This window comes from Rivihabitans pingtungensis (assembly GCF_003201855.1).
Taxonomy (GTDB): domain Bacteria; phylum Pseudomonadota; class Gammaproteobacteria; order Burkholderiales; family Aquaspirillaceae; genus Rivihabitans; species Rivihabitans pingtungensis.
Genome location: NZ_QJKI01000010.1, coordinates 38,454 through 56,636 on the forward strand (window position 1 = coordinate 38,454; position 18,183 = coordinate 56,636).

Sequence of the window (18,183 nt, forward strand, 5' to 3'; positions counted from 1 at the left end):
CCCCTTTCGTCACATGCTTACTGAGCCCGCGCAGCCACCTCGCCATACTGTCAGCATGACCCCCTGATAGCGAGGCTTCTGATGTTCAAATCCCTGTGGCTTGGTGCCTGCTGTGCGCTTTGCTTGATCACCATGCCGGCGCACGCCGTCAACGAAGCGCAATTCATGCCGGCTTTGCATGTGTTTTTACAAGCCAGCGATGGCGACGATGCCGCCATCGAGCCCGCAGCTGAGGCATTTTCTGCGCTGTCCCAGTCCGAACCAGGCAATGCGGTATTGCTGGCCTACCGTGGCGCGGCCACGGCCATGCTGGCCAAAACCATGTGGATGCCCTGGAAAAAAATGCGTCAGGCCGAGGATGGCCTGGCCATGCTGGATAAATCACTGGCCATGTTGGCAACGGGCCAGCCAGGGCTCAGCCCGAGCGGCGCGGCCACCACGCTGGAAGTTCAGTATGTGGCGGCGCGCACCTTTCTGGCGGTGCCCACGGTGATGCACCGCCACGAGCAGGGCATGCGGCTGCTGGCGCAAGTGCAGGCCCATCCGCAACTGGCCGCCGCGCCTGCCGCCTTGCGCGAGCGTGTGCGGCAAACCGCCAAACAATACGGGGTGGGCTTATGAGCGCGGTCTTGATGTCGCCACAGAATGGGCCAGTATTGCGCCTGGCCGGTGTGCATAAACACTACCAACTGGGCGCACACCGCATCGACGCCTTGCGCGGCGTGGACCTGGACGTGCAGGCCGGCGAGCTGTTGGCGCTGACCGGCCCGTCCGGCAGCGGCAAAAGCACGCTGTTGAACCTGTGCGGGCTGATCGACACCCCGGACGCCGGCGACATCGAGCTCAACGGCCAGCCCGTCAATGCGCTGGATGAAACCGCGCGCACCCTGCTGCGCCGCGATGCGCTGGGCTTTGTGTTTCAGAACTTCAATCTGATTCCGGTGATGACCGTGGCCGAGAACGTCGATTACCCGCTGTTTCTGGCCGATGTGCCGCCGGCCGAGCGCCGCGCGCGGGTGGCGGCGCAACTGGCGGCCGTGGGCCTGGCCGAACACGCCCACCACCGCCCGGATGCGCTCAGCGGCGGCCAGCGCCAGCGGGTGGCGATTGCCCGCGCGCTGATCAAGCGCCCCAGCCTGGTGATTGCCGACGAACCCACCGCCAGCCTGGATTCGCACACCGCCGAGCAAGTGCTGGCGCTGATGCGCGAACGCGGCCGCGCCGAAGGCGCCGCCTTTGTCATCGCCACCCACGACAACCGGCTGACCGCCCGCTGTGATCGGGTGGTGAATTTACTGGACGGGAGAATCCAATGCGCGCCTTGCTGACCTGGTTGAAATTTGCCTGGCACAACACCCTGCGCAACCGCCGCCGCTCGCTAGTGACGGTGTCGATTGTGGCGCTGGGCGCGGCCGGCATGCTGCTGGCGGGCGGCTTTGCCCTCTATACCTACGAAAGCCTGGCCGAAGCCTCCGCCCGCGACAGCGGCCATCTGGTGCTGGGCACGCCCGCGCAGTTTGACCGCGACGAAGACGTGCCGCTGCAACACGGCTTAAGCGGCGTGCAACAACTGCGCGCCACGCTATTGGCCGACCCGGCGGTGCGCCATGTGCTGCCGCGCGTGGCGTTTACCGGCTTGATCAGCAATGGCGACAAATCCACGGTGATGCTGGCCGCCGGGGTGGACCCGGACGGCGAATTCACCGTCAAAGGCCCGTTTTTGACCGTCACCGCCGGCAAAACCCTGGCCGCCGACGCCGCCCAGCCGCAAGTGATGCTGGGCGCCGACCTGGCGCGCAACCTGAAAGCCCGCCCCGGCGACAGCCTCACCCTGCTGGCCAGCACCACCGAAGGCGCCATGAACGCGGTGGACGTCGTCGTCGCCGGGCTGTTCACCACTGGCGTGCCGGAAGTGGACAAGCGCATGGTGTACACCAGCATCGCCACCGCCCAGCAGCTGCTGGTGACCGACAAAGTCTCCACCCTGGGCGTGTTTCTCGATCGCATGGAAGCCACCGAGCCCGCGCGCCAGCGCCTGGCCGCGCAACTGCCGCAACTGGCGGTGCAAACCTGGGAAGAACAAGCCGCGTTCTACCGGGCGGTGCGCAATCTGTATAACCGCATCTTTGGCGCGCTGGGCCTGATCATCGCGGTGATTGTGGTGTCCGTGGTGGCCAACGCCATGGCCATGGCCATCATCGAGCGCACCCGCGAAATCGGCGCCCTGCGCGCGCTGGGCACCCTGCCCAGCCAACTGCTGTGCACACTGGGCCTGGAAGGCGCCTTGCTGGGCGGCGCCGGCGCCCTGCTGGGCGCGGCGCTGGCGCTGGCCATCAGCGCGCTGTTGCATGTGTTTCCGATGGACATGCCGCCCCCACCCGGCCGCAGCGTCGGCTACCCGCTGTTGGTGACCGTGGACGCCAGCATGTACGCCGTGGTGATGAGCCTGATGCTGCTGCTGACCTTGACCGCCTCGCTGCTGGTGGCGCGCAAAACCGTGCGCCTGCCGGTGGTGGATGCGCTGGCGCATACCTGAGTGATGATGGGCTGATTTTTAGCGTCGCTCACCAAACTCAGCGAAGCGATCCTGGCGAGGCGCACGACCGCACACCCCAACGCCAGAAGCGTTTTGTTAGCGGCTCTTCATGTGCTGACGGTTGTGCTTAGCCGGTCTACCCCCCGTTAAGCGCGCCGAGCATCGCAGAAAGTCAGGGAGGTGTCCGCCACGGCTAAGCGGCGGCGCAGCCGACGCGCCATTCCGTGGCGGCCCTGACTTTCGAGAAGCACAGGGCAGTCAGCCCGCAGGGCTGACCGCGCGCCCGGGTCGCCTTTCTTTCCCCTATTTCTTTGGCGAGACAAAGAAATAGGGTCGGGTGCGGGGTGAAACCCCGCCCCAACCAAATACTGCGCGCAGCGCGCGCACATATTCTGAACACGTTTAGCTTTGCACAAAGACCCACCATGACCCGAACAGCCTGCTTATTGGCGCTCTGCGCCATCGCCCCCGCCTGGGGACAAGACCTCGACACCCTGCTGCGCGACGCCGACCGCTACCGCATGAGCGCCGACAACCTGCAAGTGGAAACCCTGGTGCAAACCTACCACGCCAGCGGCGAGCTGGACAAAGAACGCCGCTACACCGTGTTTGCCCAGGCCGGCCGCCAATCGCTGGTGCTGATGCAAAGCCCGGCCGAACAAGGCCAAAAAGTGCTGATGCTGGGCGATGACTTTTGGCTGCTGATGCCCAACAGCCAGCGCCCGCTGCGCATCACGCCGATGCAAAAACTGTTGGGCGACGCCTCTACCGGCGACATCGCCACACTGAGCTGGAGCGGCGACTACCGCGCCGAACTGGTGGGCGAAGAACCCTGCCAGCCCAATGAGGCCGCCCGCCAATGCCTGCACCTGAGCCTGCACGCCACACGCAAGGGGGTGACCTACTCGCGCATCGAGCTGTGGCTGGGCAAAACCCGCCACGAGCCGGTGCGCGCTGATCTGTATGTGCAATCCGACAAACTGGCCAAGCAGGCGCGCTTCACCCTGGACAAAGCGCGCAGCACTGTCACCGACATGATTCTGACCGACCAGTTGAACAAACAAAAAGAAACCCGAGTGAGCTACCAAAGCCGCAAGCCGCGCAGCATTCCCGACACCTGGCTGAACCCGATGTTCCTGGTGCGCAACCCCAGCCTGGACTAAGCCCGATGACCTGCTTGCCCCCGCTGTGGCGCCGCGCCGCTTGTGCGCTGGCCGCGCTGCTGGCCGCCACGCCCAGCCAGGCCGATGATCCCGCCTGGCATGGCGTGCTGCGCACCTATTGGCAAGGCGGCCGCGCCGCCAATGCCGGCCCGCTGGCCGCCGCCGACGCCGCCGGCCTGGCCATCAGCCCGCCCAGCACGCTCAACAGCGAAGCCCAGCTGCAAGGCGCGCTGATGCTGGGCGGCGCGCAACTGCGGGTGGAGGCGCTGGCGCGCCAGCGACGGCGCAGCGGCGAGGACGAGCAAGGCCGCATGCAATTCAATGAAGCCCAACTCAGCGGCGGCAGCGGCCCCTGGCAATGGACCGTGGGCAAAAAAGTGCTCAGCTGGGATGTTGGTCAGGGCTTTCGCCCCAACGACCTGGTGCAACAAGAAACCCGGCGCAGCCTGCTGAATCTGCCGCTGGAAGGGCGCAGCATGCTGCTGGGCGAATATTTCAGCGCCGAGCGCGCCTGGTCGCTGGCGGCGGTCAACCCCACCGCCCGGCGCAGCGCCACGGGCGGCAGCGAGCCGGCGCTGGCGGCGCGGGTGTACCAGCGCGACGGCGACGCCGACTGGCACGGCTTTGCCCGCCTGGGCGCCCACACTGGCGCCAGCGTGGGCGCGGCCGCCGCCTGGGTGGTGAACGAATCGCTGGAACTGCACGCCTCGGCGCGCTACCTGCGCCACCACGACACCCTGCGCCACAGCGCCGACAGCCCGCCATTGAGCGCCAGCAACCCCTGGCTGAACCAGCGGCAAGGCAGCGCCCGGCAATGGCTGATCGGCGGCAGCTGGACCACCGCCGAGCAAATCAGCCTGCTGCTGGAAGCCTGGCGCGACGACACAGCGCCGTCCGCCGCCGACTGGCGCGGCTGGGCCGCGCGCAATGCCGAGCTGAGCCGCTACGCCGCTGCCGGCGCGCCAGCCATGGCGGTGGCCGGCAACCAAGCCTGGCAAGCGCAGATGTTCCCCACCTCGGGCAATCTGCGCCGCGACAGCCTGTTTGCCCGGCTAAGCTGGACGCACGACGGCTGGCAACCCACGCTGGACGCGCTGTATCACCCGCAGGACGGCGGGCTGATGCTCACCGCCGCACTCAGCTGGCAAGGCGACCGCCTGAAACTGGAAGCCGGCCTGCGCCGCCACGCCGGCCCCGCCAGTGCGCTGATCCGGCAACTGCCGCAACGCAGCCAAGCGTATGCTTGGCTGGAGTGGGCGTATTGAAGAATGCGGGACGTGAAAACGGCCTCGCTGGGAGGCCGGGACTTGACAAACGAGTGACAGCCTTGAGCTGCCACCCTGAAAAATAAAGCCGTTACTTGACAGTTACTCAATGGCACTAACAACGTCCCGGATATTTGGTGCCTGCTTATCTAGCTGAGACTGATTCACAACGACATTTTTACCGAGAACCAATTTAGTGCCAGAAGTCATCTGACATATCGGTGTTCCCAAGGTGCTAGATACGACAGAAGCCGTGTTGGCATCGCCAACTTCTTTCTGGAACATCGCTTTAAATGTTCTCTTGCTGGCTGGAAAAGGCGAGCCCGCTGGATGGATGCTGAATTCATTCGGGTTCGCGCACCACACATCATAGATTTCGTCGCCAATCTCTCCGACAACAGTTTTGAAAGCTGCGGCTGAGGAGTAATAGCTCTGCGTCAACCGGTTGCCTACATACATGTAGATTTTAGGCCGATTCATCTGGTGCCTCAGAGTTCCTAAGAAGAACTCAGACTGTGCCTGTCCAGGTTGCCGGCTAACACCATAAGCGAGGGCTAAAACAGAACGAACGGCGCGCTTCGAGGAACCATCCGCTGAAAAAGGAATAATCAGTCTGTCTGAAGCCGACAGCGCGAGTTCTGTATAAATGGAGAAGCTGGGATTACAGTCAACGAACACGGTATATTCATGTTCATGATGGGCCCACGCGTCTGCAACATCAGCAATCAGATCACGAATCCACATATGGACGAGACGCCAAGCATCATCTGGCCCACGTTCTGTTGCTGCACGAACCCTTGACGATTGTAATTCGAGCTGCTCATCACCTGCAATCAAATAAAGATTGCTTGGCAGTGCCGGATTGGTTGCGGCAAGCGGTTTTACATACTGGCTCCCGGTCCTTGGGTTCTGATATGGACTTACGATTCGATCATTAATATATCCGGCGATTGATGTTCTCGGAACTGTGCTATGCAAGGCAGCAAGTGCATTCTCACCATTGACCATTCCGCCAAGCAGCATCGACGATGAATTTGCCTGCGGGCAAAGATCAATAACTAAAACTTTCTTGTTTGGATTTTGCTGCGCATATTCAGATGCAACTTGGAAAGTTAAATAACTTTTGCCAACGCCGCCTTTGTTATTCCATATTGCATAAACTGCCATTTGACCCACCTTCTTAGATTGTTGGCTGATTGTAGAGCGATCCGATTTTTTAGTGTTAAGGTATTTTCAGACCACAGATTTTTTCCTATCGAAGCTCGATGCGCTACGAGCCTGAAAGTGTACTGACTGATGCCTGTGAGGCATTCTTAAGCCCTGTTCAGGGTGACTGGCAGATGCCTGTGCAGCATTTCACCGAAAAGTTGGACGTCGCCTGACTCGCCCGTGTACGACTGTCAACCGGCCCGAATCCACGGTTGTCTAAACTCTAACCAGGTCAGGATCTGGCTACTGGTTTCCCAGCGGCTCCTGCTCGGGATGCTTTCCCCAGCCGTCTGTCTGGCAGTGTAAGCGCCGTCGGCCGGGGCGGCAAGATGTCGTCTGCGTACAAGACCCGCGCCACCTGCGGGCGTATTCTGCGCGCTTACCGGGGCATGCCGGAGATGGGCAACAGGAGGATGGGCGATGGGTTTGGCAATGGGTGGGCGTCGTTGGCGTGGGCGGGCATTGTGCGCAATTGCCGGGGTGCACACCCTGGTGGCGGGCGTCGAGTTTGCCCCGGTGTGGCGCGAGCTGTGGGCGGCCGGGGTGGTGGATAGCGTCGGGCGTGATCCACTGCGCGGGGCAGTGGCGTGGTTTTTTCTGTTTGGCGTGCTGCTGGCCTTGCTGGGCCTGGCGGTGGATGAATTGGAGCGGCAAACGCCGGCTTGGCATAGCCCGACGTTGGCGGTGGGTTTGCTGGTGTTGGTGCTGATTGGGGTGACGCTGATGCCGGCGTCGGGCTTTTGGTTGGCCTTGCCGGTGGCGTGGCGGCTGTGGCGTTGAGCGCGGCTTGGCCTGCTTGGCGAGCGGCGTCACGGTGCGCTGCCGTAACATTGATCGTGGAAAGCCGGTTTTGAGTTTCGCATAGCCTTCGTATTTCACGAAGCCTGAGTGTGTCAAATACTGATGGGAAAGCGGGTGTATCCTGCGCATACTTCCCGGCAGATCAAGACTCAGGAGCGTGTGATGTCTGCGGCGTCGATTCGCCTTCCCCGCTTGGGAGGGTTCTCTATTGGCAAAGGCGTGGTGCTGGCGGTGTTGTCGGCGGCCGGGTTTTCCGCCAAGGCGATTTTCGTCAAGCTGGCGTATGCCTATTCGGTGGACGCTGTCACTTTATTGTTGTTGCGCATGGTGTTTGCGCTGCCGTTTTTCATGCTGATGGCCGGCATGGGCGCGCGTGGGGCGGCGCCGATGCCGCGTCGGGCGTGGGCGCTGGTGTTGCCGCTGGGCTTTATGGGGTATTACTTGTCCAGCGTGTGTGATTTTATCGGCTTGCAGTATGTGTCCTCCACGCTGGAGCGGCTGGTGTTGTTTCTCTACCCCACATTTGTGCTGTTGTTTTCGGCGCTGTTGTTCCGCCGCCGGGTGGCTGGGCGCGAGTGGCTGGCTTTGTCGCTGTGTTACCTGGGCGCGGGCCTGGCGGTGACGCATGACTGGCAGGCGCTGGGCGCCGGCAGCAATGTCTTGCTGGGGGTCAGTTGGGTGCTGGCCAGCGCGCTGAGTTATTCGCTGTATCTGATCGGTGTGGGCGAGTTGGTCAAGCAGGCGGGCGCGCTGCGGCTGTCGGCCTGGCTGTGCATGGTGGCCACGCTGGCGGTGATGGTGCATTTTGCCCTCACTCACCCGCTGTCGGCGGCGCTGAATCTGCCGTGGCCGGTGTACGCCTACGGGCTGGCGATGGCCTTGCTGAGCACGGTGCTGCCGGTGGTGCTGATGAACGAGGCGATGCGCCAGATTGGCGCCAATCAGGTGGCCTTGGTGTCCACGCTGGGGCCGGTGATGACGCTGCTGCTGGGCTGGCTGGTGTTGTCCGAGAGCATGTCGCTGTTGCAACTGGCTGGTGCGGCGCTGGTGGTGGGCGGGGTGGCCAGTGTGAGTTTGCGCAAGAAATGACACAGGGTGGGGGGCTCCCGCCCTGCTTTCAGGCTTGGGCCCAGGCCGGCGGGATGGAAAACCCCGTGCCTGATGCGGTAATTCCGTCACACCCGCTCGGCGTTTTTGCACTGCGGAAAATGGGCTGATTAAAACGGCATGGGTCTAATCTATACCGCTTGTTGGCAAATTATTGCGTCGCAGCATTCAATCGCCGCGCAAGATGGCTGGCGCAGTGCAACAGCATGAAGATTTGACCGGCCCGACGTTAGCGTGTAGGGTTGCTCCCTACCAAGCAATTGCTTGGTCAGGAGAATATTCGCCCCGTGCCGAGCCGCCAACACCACCAAAATGTGCCGCCACGGGGTTGTCTTTGTGCTGGAGGAGAGACCCCATGGCCGAAACCTATCAGGCGTTTCATCGCCGTTCCATTGAGCAACCAGAAGCTTTTTGGGCCGAACAGGCCGAGCTGATCGACTGGCACAAGCCTTTCGAGCAGGTGCTGCGTTTTGACAACCCGCCGTTCCGCGACTGGTTTGTCGGCGGTGAAACCAACCTGTGCCACAACGCCGTGGACCGCCACCTGAAAGATCGCGCCGACCAGAACGCGCTGATTTTTGTGTCCACCGAAACCGACACGGAAAAAACCTACACCTTCGCCGAGCTACACCGCGAGGTAAGCCGCTTTGCCGCCTGTCTGCAAGACCTGGGCGTGGGCAAGGGCGACCGCGTGTTGATCTACATGCCGATGATCCCGGAAGCGATTTTCGCCATGCTGGCCACCGTGCGCCTGGGGGCGATTCACTCGGTGGTGTTTGGCGGCTTTGCCGCGCACAGCCTGGCCACCCGCGTGGACGACGCCCAGCCCAAGGTGATGGTTACCGCTGACGGCGGCATGCGCGGCGGCAAGATCATTCCTTACAAGCATCTGGTGGACGACGCGCTGGCGCAGTCCGAGCATCCGCCGGCCAGCGTGTTGATCGTCAACCGTGGCTTGGACCCGGACATGGCGATTGTCGCCGGCCGCGATGTGGATTACGCCAGCCTGCGCGAGCGCCATCTGGACGCCAACGTGCCGTGCGAATGGGTGGAGTCCAATCACCCCAGCTACATCCTGTACACCTCCGGCACCACCGGCAAGCCCAAGGGCGTGCAGCGCGACACTGGCGGCTATGCGGTAGCGCTGGCGGCGTCGATGAAGCATATCTACTGCGGCAATCCGGGCGAGGCGTATTTCTCCACCTCCGACATCGGCTGGGTGGTGGGTCACTCGTATATTGTCTACGGCCCGCTGATTGGCGGCATGGCCACCGTGGTGTATGAAGGCCTGCCGATTCGCCCGGATCCGGGCATCTGGTGGCAGATTGTCGAGAAGTACAAAGTCACCGTGATGTTCAGCGCGCCGACTGCAGTGCGCGTGCTGAAAAAACAGGACCCGGCCTGGCTGAAAAAATACGATATTTCCACCCTGCGCTATCTGTTCCTGGCCGGCGAGCCGCTGGACGAGCCGACCGCGCAATGGATTTCCGACGCGCTGAATGTGCCGATCATCGACAACTACTGGCAGACCGAAACCGGCTGGCCGATGCTGACCGCCATGCCGGGCGTGGAAAACACCCCGGTGAAGTTTGGCAGCCCGTCCTTCCCGGCTTATGGCTACAACCTCAAGCTGCTGGACGAAGTCAGCGGCGAAGAAGTCGGTCCGGGCGAAAAAGGCGTGGTGGCGGTGCTGCCGCCGCTGCCGCCGGGTTGCCTGTCCACCGTGTGGGGTCAGGATGACCGCTTCGTCAACACCTACTTCAAGGGCTTCAAGGACAAGCTGGTGTACTCCTCGTTTGACTGGGGCCTGAAAGACGAAGACGGGTATTACTTTATCCTGGGCCGCACTGACGATGTGATCAACGTCGCCGGCCACCGTCTGGGTACCCGCGAAATCGAAGAAGCGGTCAACACCCACAATTCCATCGCCGAGTGCGCGGTGGTGGGCGTGGCCGACCAGCTCAAGGGCCAGGTGCCGATGGCGTTTGCCGTGGTGAAAGACCCGGCCCAGCTGGCCGACGAAACCCTGCGCGCCAGCCTGGCCAAGGAAGTGATCGCCACCGTCAGCAAAGAGCTGGGCGCGATTGCCAACCCCTCGCAGGTCCACTTTGTCACCCAGCTGCCGAAAACCCGCTCGGGCAAGGTGCTGCGCCGTTCGATTCAGGCGATTGCCGAAGGCCGCGATCCGGGCGATTTGACCACGCTGGACGATCCGAGCGGCCTGGAGCAGGTCAAGCAGGCGGTCACCGGCCAGTCCTGACCCGCGCGGTTTAGCGCCGCCCAGCAAACCCGCCTGGCGTTGTTGCGCGGCCTGGCCAGGGTCGCGGCGCTGAGTTTGTCAGCGGCTCTTGCTCTCCCCTTGGGTGGATGCGTGCGTCCACCCGCCACACCCCGGCATGATGAAGCGTTTTCATGTCGGGGTGTCGCCATTTCATGGCCCCGTTTACGGCAAGTCGTGTAAAATTCGTTTCATCTTTTTTCTCCACCGAACTGGAATCCAAACAATGTTTGCTGCCGACCAGACCATTCATGCCTACGATCCCGAACTCGCCGCGATGATGGACGCCGAGTTCCGTCGTCAGGAAGACCATGTCGAACTGATCGCCTCGGAAAACTACGTCAGCCCCGCCGTGATGGAAGCACAAGGCTCGGTGCTGACCAATAAGTACGCCGAGGGTTATCCGGGCAAGCGTTACTATGGTGGTTGCGAATACGTTGACCAGGTCGAACAACTGGCGATTGACCGCCTGAAAGCCCTGTTTGGCGCCGAATACGCCAATGTGCAGCCGCATTCCGGCTCGCAAGCCAACCAGGCGGTGTATGTGTCGGTGCTCAAGCCGGGCGACACCATCCTGGGCATGAGCCTGGCGCATGGTGGCCACCTGACCCACGGCGCCTCGGTCAATATCTCCGGCAAGCTGTATAACGTGGTGGCCTACGGCCTGAACGAAGCCGAAGCCATCGACTATGACGAAGTGGCCCGTCTGGCCCGTGAACACAAGCCGAAAATGATCGTCGCCGGCGCGTCTGCTTACGCGCTGGAAATCGACTGGGCGCGCTTCCGCGCCATCGCCGACGAAGTGGGCGCCTATCTGTTTGTGGACATGGCCCACTACGCAGGCCTGGTGGCCGGCGGTGAATACCCGAACCCGGTGCCGTTTGCCGACTTCGTGACCACCACCACCCACAAGACCCTGCGCGGCCCGCGCGGCGGCGTGATTCTGGCTCGCGCCGAACACGAAAAAATCCTGAACTCGGCCATCTTCCCCTGCCTGCAAGGCGGCCCGCTGATGCATGTGATCGCCGCCAAGGCCGTTGCTTTCAAAGAAGCCGCCTCGGATGACTTCAAGGCCTACGCCAAGCAAGTCAAGGTGAACGCCAGCGCCATGGCCGAAGAGCTGATCAAGCGCGGCCTGCGCATTGTCTCCGGCCGCACCGAAAGCCATGTGTTCCTGCTGGACCTGCGCGCCAAGCAAATCACCGGCAAGGACGCCGAAGCCGCCCTGGGCCGCGCCCACATCACCGTCAACAAGAACGCCATTCCGAACGACCCGGAAAAACCGTTCGTCACCTCTGGCATCCGCATCGGCGCCCCGGCGATGACCACCCGTGGTTTTGGCGAAACCGAAGCCCGTCAGCTGGCCAACCTGATCGCCGACGTGCTGGACAACCCGAACGACGACGCCAACCTGAGCAATGTGGCCGAACAGGTGAAAGCCCTGTGCGCCCGCTTCCCGGTGTACGGCAAGTAATCGTCGCCCGTATTCAGCAACGCCGCAGCAAAAAGCCCGCAGTGATGCGGGCTTTTTGCTGTTTGCCTGGCGGGTTTTGTGAGCGGTGCTTAGAGTCGCTAACAAAACCCAGCGCAGCGCGCCTGGCTAGGCGTGTGACCGTAGACAGTACAGGTAGTACGGCAAGGTCACACAACAACGCCAGGCGGGTTTTGTTAGCGGCTCTTACAAGGGCAAGGTGTCGCGCAGAATAGCCACCCAGTCGCGGCGGGCAAAGTCCGGGCCCATCACCAGGCTATAGAAGTGATCTCCACCCAGACGATGATCCACCTCAATCAGCACATGGGTGTGGTGGCCATCGCACAGGCAAGTGAGCTCGATTTCTTCAATGCGCCAGCTGCCGCCATGCGGGCGCAGCTCGATTTCCTGATAGCAGCCCAGCGTGCTGCTGATCGGCCCCACTCGTGCCGAACCCAGCTCCACGTCCGAGCTGTGCACATACCAATCCAGCCGGGCAAAGGCGTCCAGCAGGGTTTGCAGCGCCATGCCGGGCCGCACCAGCAATTGATCGCGATCGTCGCTGTCCACCCCGGCGGCAATCGCCAGGTCGGTGTGAATCCACACCAGCGGCACACGGCGGTCACGGGTGCGCAGGGCATTGACCGGGGTTTCCAGCGGCAAGGTCATCTGAAACGGAAAATACCGGGTTTCACCAGCGCCGATGGTGAATGGCCCGCACACCGGCAGACGGCACAAGGGCCAAGCCACGCTGCGTTCGCTGTCTGCGCTTTCGTCTTCGGCCTGAGTCATCAGCACCAGCTCGATTTTTTCGATATCCTGCGCGGATTGCCCGCCCTGCACCAGCACCTGGCCTTGCAATAATTGGCCAGGGGCCAGCTCCGGGTTGTCAATCTGGGTATCTACCTGTGCGCTGCCTACACCAATCGAGGCCAGCAGTTTTTTCAACATAAGTGCTCCTGAAGCACCATGCGCATGCATGGCATATCCAGTCACGAGCGCCAATGACAGACAAAAGTTCCGCCTGGCCGAAAGGGGCGGCAGGAGATTGAACATGCACACAGCTTTACCGCTGAGCGGACCACGGGTGCATCTGCGCCACTGGCGTGATGAGGATTTGCCGGCTTTTGCCGCCTTGAATGCCGACCCGCAGGTGATGGCGCATTTTCCGGCGCCGCTGAGCTGCAGCGACAGTGACGCTCTGGCTGCCCGTCTGCGCGCCGGCTTGGCTGAGCGCGGCTGGGGCGCCTGGGTGTTGGCGCGGCGCGATGATGATGCGCTGTTGGGCTGTGTCGGGCTGAACCCGGTGGCGGCCAGTTTCCCGTTTGCGCCGGCGGTGGAAATGCTGTGGCGGCTGGCTCGGCCGGCCTGGGGGCAAGGGCTGGCCCATGAGGGCGCGCAACTGGCGCTGGCGGCAGCGCGCGAATTGGGCATGTCGCGCATGGTGGCGTTCACCGCGCTGGGCAATCTGCGCTCGCGCGCCTTGATGGCGCGGCTGGGCATGCTGGAACAGGGCGAATTTGACCATCCGGCGCTGGCGGCGGACAGTCCCTTGCGTCGGCATGTCTGGTGCGAATGGCGTATGTAGAGTCGCTCAAACGCCGCCGCCCCCGGCAGCGCAAAACTGGCGGGGGCGGCGGTGGGGTGAACGGCGGCTTACAGGATGATCACATCCGGCAGCGGGAAGCCGTTAAAGGTGCTGGCATAGGCGGTGGTGTAGGCGCCGGCGTTTTTGATGTAGATAAAGTCGTCTTCCACCAGGTCTTGCGGCAGCGCCTGATCGCGGGTGCAGATGTCCAGCGAATCGCAGGTCGGGCCAGCCACGGTCCAGATAATTTCCGGGCCGCTGCGGTCGGTCAGGATATTGTACTTCAGGCCTTCGGTGGTTTCGATGATGCCGCCGAACATGCCGGCGTCGAAGTACACCCAGCGCTTGCCTTCGCGGGTGGCGGTGCCCACCACGCGGCAGACAAAGTAGCCGGCGTCAGACACCAGATAACGGCCCGGCTCGCCAATCACCTGCACGTCGTCGCCAAACGCGGCCAGGCCGGCGTTCACCACGGCGCCGATTTCGGCGATGGTCGGGATGTCTTTGGTGTGGGTCACCGGGTAGCCGCCGCCGATATTCACCAGGCGCGGTTTCAGGCCGGCGGCCAGCATCTGGTCGAACACCGCGCGGGTGGTTTCCAGGCCGACTTTCCAGTTTTCCGGGTTCAGGCATTGCGAACCCACGTGGAAGGTCACGCCGGCCAGATCGGCGCCCAGGCGCTCGGCTTCGGCGATGATGTCGCGGATTTCGCTTTCGTAGGCGCCAAATTTGCCAGACAGCGGCCAGTCGCTGCCGACATTGGTGGTGTAGATGCGCAGGTAGGTTTTGGCGGTCGGCGAGGCGCGATGCACCTTTTGCAGTTCTTCCACCGAATCAATGACGAACCACTCGACACCCTTGGCCACGGCGTATTCGACATACGCGCGGGATTTCATCGGGTTGCTGTAGAAAATTTCCGCCGGCGGCACGCCGAGCGCCAGCAGCTGATCCAGCTCGGCGATCGAGGCGATTTCAAAACCGACGCCTTCTTCCTTGAGCACTTGCAGCACGCGTTGATCCGGGTTGGATTTCACGGCGAAGTGCGGGCGCACGCGCGGCATGGCGGCAAAAAAGCGCCGGCATTTTTCACGCACGATTTGCGTATCGAGGATGAGGAAGGGTTTTTCGTAGCCCTTGGCCAGTTGGGCCTTGACGCGGGCAAAGTCGAGAGAGAGTTCAGGGGCGGCGGCGAGTGCGTCGGCAGCGATTCGGTCCATTGATCGGGGTCTCCAGAAACCTAGGTGACAGGAATATGTTGCAAGAATGAGGGTTGATACAGGGCCGAAACGGCAGTAAGTACACGGCTTGTCATGATGACCTCCAGCCAGCTTGGCGCGTCGGGCACCGGCCGACGTGCTGCATGGCAAAAAACGGAAACAACAATGGGGGCGAATTATAAGACGCACACACTGTGCGTCAATCGGAAATCCGTGAATTTGCAATTATAGAGCCACTCACAAAACCCTCCTGGCGTTGTTGTGCAGCCTGGTCGTACTTCTTGTACTGCCTGCGGCTGCACGCCTAGCCAGGATCGCTGCGCTGAGCTTTGTGAGCGACTCTAAAAAAATGGCGCAGCCGCAAGGGGGGGCGGATGCGCCATTCAGTCGTGGACCCAACTCAGGAGATTCTTTACCCAGCATAGACCACGACGGGGACGGCGGCGGACAATTTACGCCGACGATTTGCTCGCTGCGGCAGACGGCCAGCGGCCGCGCTCAGGTCTTGGGCAGGGTGACGCCCACCTGGCCTTGATACTTGCCGCCGCGATCTTTATAGCTGGTTTCGCACACTTCGTCGGATTCAAAGAACAGCACTTGCGCGCAGCCTTCGCCAGCATAAATCTTGGCCGGCAGCGGCGTGGTGTTGCTGAACTCCAGCGTCACATAGCCTTCCCATTCCGGCTCGAACGGGGTGACGTTGACGATGATGCCGCAGCGGGCGTAGGTGCTCTTGCCCAGGCAGACGGTGAGCACATTGCGCGGGATGCGGAAGTATTCCACCGTGCGCGCCAGGGCAAACGAATTGGGCGGAATGATACAAACGTCGCCGGTGAAGTCGACAAAATTGTTGTGATCAAAATTTTTCGGGTCAACGATGGTGCTGTTGATATTGGTGAAAATCTTGAATTCGTTGGCGCAGCGGATATCGTAGCCATAGCTGGAGGTGCCGTAGGACACAATTTTGCGGCCATCCACCTCGCGCACCTGGTTGGGCTCGAATGGCTCGATCATGCCGTCTGTTGTCGCCATCCGGCGAATCCATTTGTCCGATTTGATGCTCATGTGCGCCTGCGCTACGAGAATTGGGGAAAACGCGCCACATCCTGTCTGGCCGCCAGGGCCGCTACGGGGTGGCGTCTGAAGAATGATTTGCTAAAAACGTTAACCCGACAGTTTAACAGCTATTCATGTTGTTTTGTAAGGCCAGCAAACTGGCGCACTTGTTGCTGGCTGTATTGTTGTGCTGCGCTACGCTGGCGCCGCGCCGGCCACATATTAATCCGCTGTTCAGAGATCAATCCCCACTTGGATTGTTCCTGTCACACCGCGCAAGCAGTGCCCAAAATCCGGCATTCAGCGTATTATCTGAGAATGTGATGCAACATCTTTCCGCGTAAGGAGCCCACATGACTTCGCTTGCCACGCTTGCTGCCCACCATCGCGCCCAGGTGGTGGCCATTGATCTGCCCGACACCGAGCGCCAGCGTTTGTCCGCTTTTGGCATTTTGCCTGGCGCACAGGTGCAAGTGTTCCGCCGGGCGGCGCTGGGCGGGCCACTGCATGTGGCGGTGGGCGCCACCCAACTGCTGTTGCGCCGGCTGCTGGCCGAAGGCATCCGCGTCGAGCTGCAAGGGGCGTAAGCATGACGGCCAGTTGTCCGAAGTGTCCGCCATCCGGTGCGGGTCTGTCCGCCATTGAAGCGGCGCGCCAGGGGCGGCGCCTGGCTGTAGTGGGCTTGCCCAATGCCGGCAAATCGACGTTTTTCAACCGGCTGACCGGGCTGTCGCAGCGGGTGGGCAATTGGCCGGGGCTGACCATCGACTTGGCCAGCGCCAAGGTGGTGCTGGGCGCGCGTGCGGTGGAAGTGGTAGACCTGCCGGGCATTCATGACCTGAGCGGCTACAGCGAAGACGAAGCGGTAGTGCGCGAGGTGCTGGCCGGCAGCGTGTTCGATGGATTGGTGGTGGTGGTCAACGGCGCGCAGCTGGATCGCCATTGGCGGCTGGTGTGGCAACTGGCGCAACTGGACTTGCCGCTGGTGGTGCTGGTGAATATGCAGGACGAAATGCGCCAGCTGGGCATTCGCGCCGACCTGGATGCCTTGTCCGCCCGTCTGGGCGCGCCGGTGCTGGCGATGAGCGCGCGCAAAGGTGAAAACTGGCCGGCGGTGCGCGCGGCGTTGACGCAATTGGCGGCGCAGATTCCGGCCCGCGAGGCGCCGGTGGCGATTGCTACATTGGATGCTTTGCCTGCCGGCCTGGAAGAAGCGCGCGCCATGCTGGCGGGCGTGCATCATGTGCCGGCCACCCTGCCAGCCACCTGGACCACCCGCATTGATCAGCTGTTGTTGCATCCCTGGCTGGGGCTGCCGATGTTTGCCGTGCTGATGGCACTGATTTTTCAGGCCACCTATCTGCTGGGCACGCCCATGCAAGAAGAGCTGGGCGCTGGTCTGGATTGGGTGCAGGCGCAGTGGTGGCAACCGGCGCTGGCCAGCGCGCCCGCGTGGCTGCAAAGCTTGCTGCTGGAAGGTGTGTGGCAGGGGGTGAGCACGGTGCTGACCTTTGTGCCCATCCTGTTTGTGTTTTTTGTGCTGATGGCCGTGGTGGAAGACAGCGGTTATCTGGCGCGCGCGGCTTTTTTGATGGACGCCTGGATGACCCGGCTGGGGCTGGATGGCCGCAGCTTTGTCATGCATCTGATGGGCTTTGGCTGCAATGTGCCGGCTATTCTGGGCACGCGCATCATGCGTGAGCGTCGGCTGCGTTGGCTGACCATGCTGGTGATTCCGTTTTCGGTGTGCTCGGCGCGGCTGCAAGTGTTTTTGTTTTTTGTCAGCACGCTGTTTTCTGCCCAGGCGGCGCCGTGGGTGTTGCTGAGCCTGTATCTGGCCAGTTTTTTGGTGGCGATGCTGACCGCCTGGCTGTTCAAGCGCGCCTTGCCGCATCGTGAGGCGCTGGTGATGGAAATGCCGCCCTACCGTTTGCCGGTGCTGACCTATCTGTTCACCCGCGCTGGCGGCGAGGTGAAGGCGTTTCTGCAATTGGCCAGCACTTTCATTCTGGCTGGCGTGGTGTTGATCTGGGCGCTGACCCATCTGCCGGCGGCCGGCGGCCCGACGCTGGCCACTCAACTGGGTGAATGGCTGGCGCCGGTGCTGGATCCGCTGGGCATCCATCATGAACTGGCGGTAGCGCTGATGGTGGGGGTGGTGGCCAAGGAAATTCTGCTGGGTGGTATGGCGGTGATTTATGGCGTGCCGGAGGCCGGCCTGGCCCAGGTGATCAGCCAGCAGCTGGACTGGGTGGCGGCGTACAGCTTTATGCTGTTCACGCTGATTTACACGCCTTGCTTGTCTACCATTGCCGCCATTCGTAAAGAATCGCGCAGTAATGGCTTTGCCGCGCTGTCGGTGGGTTATTCGCTGGCGCTGGCCTGGTGCGTGGCGGCATTGTTTTACCAAGGGGCTCGCCTGCTGCATCTGTAATGCCGGATGCCGCCTGACTGGTGGCTTGGGGTACACTGCTGACATTCTCGTCCGCTGT

16 protein-coding genes are annotated in these 18,183 nt (G+C 62.2%); 12 read left to right on the forward strand and 4 right to left on the reverse strand.

What is annotated here, in order from left to right; translation table 11 throughout:
- Positions 1–132 precede the first annotated feature (132 nt).
- The 5 genes from DFR34_RS09115 (at position 133) to DFR34_RS09135 (ending at position 4,964) form a co-directional block, all read left to right on the forward strand.
- Positions 133–621, forward strand: coding sequence for a hypothetical protein (locus tag DFR34_RS09115; protein WP_146215110.1), 489 nt, complete (start codon positions 133–135; stop codon positions 619–621).
- 11 nt (positions 622–632) lie between these two features.
- Positions 633–1,328: an ABC transporter ATP-binding protein gene (locus tag DFR34_RS09120; RefSeq protein ID WP_110390840.1), complete on the forward strand. Its 696-nt coding sequence runs from the start codon at positions 633–635 to the stop codon at positions 1,326–1,328.
- Positions 1,313–2,536: an ABC transporter permease gene (locus DFR34_RS09125; RefSeq protein ID WP_211309350.1), complete on the forward strand. Its 1,224-nt coding sequence runs from the start codon at positions 1,313–1,315 to the stop codon at positions 2,534–2,536. Before DFR34_RS09120 ends, DFR34_RS09125 begins: the two co-directional genes overlap by 16 nt.
- Before the next feature lie 425 nt (positions 2,537–2,961).
- Positions 2,962–3,699 (forward strand): outer membrane lipoprotein-sorting protein, encoded by a 738-nt coding sequence (locus tag DFR34_RS09130; protein WP_110390841.1) that lies wholly within the window; start codon positions 2,962–2,964, stop codon positions 3,697–3,699.
- Between the two features lie 5 nt (positions 3,700–3,704).
- Complete coding sequence (locus DFR34_RS09135; RefSeq protein WP_110390842.1) at positions 3,705–4,964, forward strand: hypothetical protein; 1,260 nt, start codon at positions 3,705–3,707, stop codon at positions 4,962–4,964.
- A 102-nt stretch (positions 4,965–5,066) separates the two neighbouring features.
- Here DFR34_RS09135 and DFR34_RS09140 read toward each other — a convergent pair whose 3' ends face one another.
- Complete coding sequence (locus DFR34_RS09140) at positions 5,067–6,131, reverse strand: ParA family protein (RefSeq protein ID WP_110390843.1); 1,065 nt, start codon at positions 6,129–6,131, stop codon at positions 5,067–5,069.
- Between the two features lie 462 nt (positions 6,132–6,593).
- Here DFR34_RS09140 and DFR34_RS09145 point away from each other — a divergent pair, with 462 nt between their 5' ends.
- The 4 genes from DFR34_RS09145 (at position 6,594) to glyA (ending at position 11,833) form a co-directional block, all read left to right on the forward strand.
- Positions 6,594–6,953: a DUF6463 family protein gene (locus DFR34_RS09145; protein ID WP_211309351.1), complete on the forward strand. Its 360-nt coding sequence runs from the start codon at positions 6,594–6,596 to the stop codon at positions 6,951–6,953.
- 183 nt (positions 6,954–7,136) lie between these two features.
- Positions 7,137–8,063 carry a DMT family transporter gene (locus DFR34_RS09150; protein ID WP_110390845.1) on the forward strand — a complete coding sequence of 309 codons (927 nt, stop codon included), beginning with the start codon at positions 7,137–7,139 and terminating at the stop codon, positions 8,061–8,063.
- 373 nt (positions 8,064–8,436) lie between these two features.
- Positions 8,437–10,341, forward strand: a complete 1,905-nt coding sequence (locus tag DFR34_RS09155; protein WP_110390846.1) for a propionate--CoA ligase — start codon at positions 8,437–8,439, stop codon at positions 10,339–10,341.
- A gap of 244 nt (positions 10,342–10,585) precedes the next feature.
- Positions 10,586–11,833 (forward strand): serine hydroxymethyltransferase, encoded by a 1,248-nt coding sequence (gene glyA, locus DFR34_RS09160; RefSeq protein WP_110390847.1) that lies wholly within the window; start codon positions 10,586–10,588, stop codon positions 11,831–11,833.
- Between the two features lie 204 nt (positions 11,834–12,037).
- On the opposite strand, the gene DFR34_RS09165 is transcribed toward glyA, so the two are convergent.
- On the reverse strand, positions 12,038–12,781 hold the full coding sequence (locus DFR34_RS09165; RefSeq protein WP_158281786.1) for a sporulation protein: 744 nt from the start codon (positions 12,779–12,781) through the stop codon (positions 12,038–12,040).
- A gap of 103 nt (positions 12,782–12,884) precedes the next feature.
- Here DFR34_RS09165 and DFR34_RS09170 point away from each other — a divergent pair, with 103 nt between their 5' ends.
- On the forward strand, positions 12,885–13,418 hold the full coding sequence (locus DFR34_RS09170) for a GNAT family N-acetyltransferase (RefSeq protein ID WP_110390849.1): 534 nt from the start codon (positions 12,885–12,887) through the stop codon (positions 13,416–13,418).
- Positions 13,419–13,486: 68 nt separating this feature from the next.
- Here DFR34_RS09170 and DFR34_RS09175 read toward each other — a convergent pair whose 3' ends face one another.
- Both DFR34_RS09175 and dcd read right to left on the reverse strand, forming a co-directional pair.
- Positions 13,487–14,635, reverse strand: a complete 1,149-nt coding sequence (locus DFR34_RS09175; RefSeq protein WP_110390850.1) for a type III PLP-dependent enzyme — start codon at positions 14,633–14,635, stop codon at positions 13,487–13,489.
- A 498-nt stretch (positions 14,636–15,133) separates the two neighbouring features.
- Entirely contained in the window at positions 15,134–15,700 is a 567-nt protein-coding gene (dcd, locus tag DFR34_RS09180; RefSeq protein ID WP_110390851.1) for a dCTP deaminase, read from the reverse strand.
- 344 nt (positions 15,701–16,044) lie between these two features.
- Here dcd and DFR34_RS09185 point away from each other — a divergent pair, with 344 nt between their 5' ends.
- Both DFR34_RS09185 and feoB read left to right on the forward strand, forming a co-directional pair.
- Complete coding sequence (locus tag DFR34_RS09185; protein WP_110390852.1) at positions 16,045–16,278, forward strand: FeoA family protein; 234 nt, start codon at positions 16,045–16,047, stop codon at positions 16,276–16,278.
- Positions 16,279–16,280: 2 nt separating this feature from the next.
- Positions 16,281–18,125: a ferrous iron transport protein B gene (gene feoB, locus DFR34_RS09190; RefSeq protein ID WP_110390853.1), complete on the forward strand. Its 1,845-nt coding sequence runs from the start codon at positions 16,281–16,283 to the stop codon at positions 18,123–18,125.
- Positions 18,126–18,183 lie beyond the last annotated feature (58 nt).

Excerpts from the sequence above, each read along its gene's own strand:
- DFR34_RS09130 (WP_110390841.1), top strand. The coding sequence starts at position 2,962 with ATGACCCGAACAGCCTGCTTATTGGCGCTCTGCGCCATCGCCCCCGCC.
- DFR34_RS09185 (WP_110390852.1), top strand. The coding sequence starts at position 16,045 with ATGACTTCGCTTGCCACGCTTGCTGCCCACCATCGCGCCCAGGTGGTG.
- DFR34_RS09125 (WP_211309350.1), top strand. The coding sequence starts at position 1,313 with ATGCGCGCCTTGCTGACCTGGTTGAAATTTGCCTGGCACAACACCCTG.
- dcd (WP_110390851.1), bottom strand. The coding sequence starts at position 15,700 with ATGAGCATCAAATCGGACAAATGGATTCGCCGGATGGCGACAACAGAC.
- DFR34_RS09155 (WP_110390846.1), top strand. The coding sequence starts at position 8,437 with ATGGCCGAAACCTATCAGGCGTTTCATCGCCGTTCCATTGAGCAACCA.
- DFR34_RS09140 (WP_110390843.1), bottom strand. The coding sequence starts at position 6,131 with ATGGCAGTTTATGCAATATGGAATAACAAAGGCGGCGTTGGCAAAAGT.
- glyA (WP_110390847.1), top strand. The coding sequence starts at position 10,586 with ATGTTTGCTGCCGACCAGACCATTCATGCCTACGATCCCGAACTCGCC.
- DFR34_RS09135 (WP_110390842.1), top strand. The coding sequence starts at position 3,705 with ATGACCTGCTTGCCCCCGCTGTGGCGCCGCGCCGCTTGTGCGCTGGCC.
- DFR34_RS09115 (WP_146215110.1), top strand. The coding sequence starts at position 133 with ATGCCGGCGCACGCCGTCAACGAAGCGCAATTCATGCCGGCTTTGCAT.
- DFR34_RS09120 (WP_110390840.1), top strand. The coding sequence starts at position 633 with ATGTCGCCACAGAATGGGCCAGTATTGCGCCTGGCCGGTGTGCATAAA.
- DFR34_RS09150 (WP_110390845.1), top strand. The coding sequence starts at position 7,137 with ATGTCTGCGGCGTCGATTCGCCTTCCCCGCTTGGGAGGGTTCTCTATT.
- DFR34_RS09145 (WP_211309351.1), top strand. The coding sequence starts at position 6,594 with ATGGGTTTGGCAATGGGTGGGCGTCGTTGGCGTGGGCGGGCATTGTGC.
- DFR34_RS09175 (WP_110390850.1), bottom strand. The coding sequence starts at position 14,635 with ATGGACCGAATCGCTGCCGACGCACTCGCCGCCGCCCCTGAACTCTCT.
- DFR34_RS09165 (WP_158281786.1), bottom strand. The coding sequence starts at position 12,781 with ATGTTGAAAAAACTGCTGGCCTCGATTGGTGTAGGCAGCGCACAGGTA.
- DFR34_RS09170 (WP_110390849.1), top strand. The coding sequence starts at position 12,885 with ATGCACACAGCTTTACCGCTGAGCGGACCACGGGTGCATCTGCGCCAC.
- feoB (WP_110390853.1), top strand. The coding sequence starts at position 16,281 with ATGACGGCCAGTTGTCCGAAGTGTCCGCCATCCGGTGCGGGTCTGTCC.